Genomic DNA, 1,975 nt, shown 5'->3' on the forward strand with positions numbered 1-1,975 from the left:
CGACCTCTCCCCGCACGCGGGGAGAGGTTCGCTCACGGCGACCGCCTCGCCTTCTTCAAGCGCGAGGAGCGCGAAACGGAACTACACCGACGCCGTGGTCACGCCGCCGTCGATGACGATGGTCTGGCCGGTCATGAAGGTCGAGGCGTCCGAGCCCAAGTAAGCGACGGCGCCGGCGATTTCGTGGGGTTCGCCGATGCGGCGCAGCGGGGTGCCGGCGGTGCGGCGCTTGAGGTTGGCTTCGTCTTCCCACAGCGCGCGGGCGAAGTCGGTCTTGACCAGGCCGGGCGCGATGGCGTTGACGCGGACGCCCTTGGGGCCGTATTCGCCGGCGAGGCTGCGGCACAGTGCGAAGTCCGCGGCCTTGGAGATACCGTAGGCCCCGATCACGGTGGAGCCGCGCAGGCCGCCGATCGATGAGATGATCACCACCGAGCCCGAGCCGCGCTCGGCCATCTGCGGCATCGCGCGGGCGCACAGCCAGATGTTGCTCTTGACGTTCGAGCTCATGATTTTGTCGAACGCTTCGTCGGTGATGTCGAGCAGCGGGCCGTAATACGGGTTCACCGCGGCATTGCAGACCAGGATGTCGACCTTGCCGTATTTGGCGGTGGCGCCGTCGATCAGCGCATCGACCTCGGCCTTGCGCGAGATGTTGCAGGCGATGACGTGCGCGTCGCCGCCGTCCTTGCGGATGCCCTCGGCGACTTCCTCGCAGGCATCGGCCTTGCGGCTCGACACCACCACCTTGGCGCCGAGCTTGGCGAGCAATTCCGCCGACGCCCGCCCGATGCCCCGCGACGATCCGGTGACGACGGCGACCTTGCCGGTGAGATCGAACGGATTGGCGGTCATGGCGGGCTCCCTAGGTTTGTTGTTATTTGTTGTTATTTGTTGTTCTGACTTTGTTAGTTCCGTGCCCCGGACGCTGCGCAGCGCGCCGCACTGGCGGCGTGATGCGCTGCAGATCCGGGGCCCCGGTTTCTTGAGAGGCACCGCAAGCAACTAACCGGGGTCCCGGATCTGCGCAGCGGCATGAAGAATGCCGCAGCGCGTCCGGGACACGGGTTTAGGCGCGCGCGCTTAGATCAGCCCGCCGCCGTTGCTGACTTGCGTCAGGTGATGCTCGGTGTCGCCGAAGGTCTGCTCGATCATGGTCAGCCGCTTGAAGTAGTGGCCGATCTTGGCTTCCATGGTCATGCCGATGCCGCCGTGGAGCTGGATCGACTGCTGGCCGACGAACTTGCCGGACTTGCCGATCTGCACCTTCGCGGCGGAGATCGCGTTGGCGCGTTCCTTGGCGTCGTCGAATTCGGCCGCCATGGTGGCGAACATCGCCATCGAGCGGGCCTGTTCGGTGGCGACGAACATGTCGGCGGCGCGATGCTGCAGCACCTGGAAGCTGCCGATCGGCACGCCGAACTGCTTGCGGGTCTTGATGTACTCGACCGTGGTGGTGAGCGACTCGTCCATCAGGCCGACCGCCTCGGCGCACAAAGCGGTGCGGGCGTCGTCGACAACGGCTTCGATCAGCGGCAGGCCGTTCGCCGGATCGCCGATCGCCGCATCAGCGCCGATCTCGACGCCGGTGAAGGTGATGTCGGCGGCGCGCTGGCCGTCCTGGGTCGGGTAGCCCTTGCGCGACACGCCCTTGGCATCGGACGGCACCAGGAACACGCCGACGCCGCTGCGATCACGCTGGCCGCCCGCGGTGCGCGCGGTGACCACCAACGTGTCGGCGGCCTCGCCGTTCAGCACGACGAACTTCTCGCCGTCGATGACCCAGCCGTCGCCCTTCTTCTTGGCGGTCGTCGTGACGTCGCCGAGATCCCAGCGCGAGTTCTTCTCGAGCTGCGCGAACGCGAAGGTCTTGCTGCCGTCGATGATGCCGGGCAGATGCGCGGCCTTCTGCTCGGCCGAGCCGGCGCGGCGCAGGAAGCCGCCGGCGATGATCACGGTCGGCAGATACGGCTCC

General features: G+C 67.1%; 2 protein-coding genes. Both read right to left on the reverse strand.

Translation table 11 applies throughout. The features are described 5' to 3' along the window. Nucleotides 1-81: 81 nt before the first annotated feature. A complete protein-coding gene (locus IP86_RS17830; protein ID WP_054163776.1) occupies nt 82-855 on the reverse strand; it encodes an SDR family NAD(P)-dependent oxidoreductase in 774 nt (257 codons plus the stop codon). Between the two features lie 228 nt (nt 856-1,083). Next, the coding region (locus IP86_RS17835) for an acyl-CoA dehydrogenase family protein (RefSeq protein WP_054163777.1) at nt 1,084-1,975 on the reverse strand (892 nt) is incomplete at its 5' end.

It is taken from the genome of Rhodopseudomonas sp. AAP120, from assembly GCF_001295845.1.
Classification (GTDB): Bacteria; Pseudomonadota; Alphaproteobacteria; order Rhizobiales; family Xanthobacteraceae; genus Rhodopseudomonas.

Excerpts from the sequence above, each read along its gene's own strand:
- IP86_RS17830 (WP_054163776.1), bottom strand. The coding sequence starts at position 855 with ATGACCGCCAATCCGTTCGATCTCACCGGCAAGGTCGCCGTCGTCACC.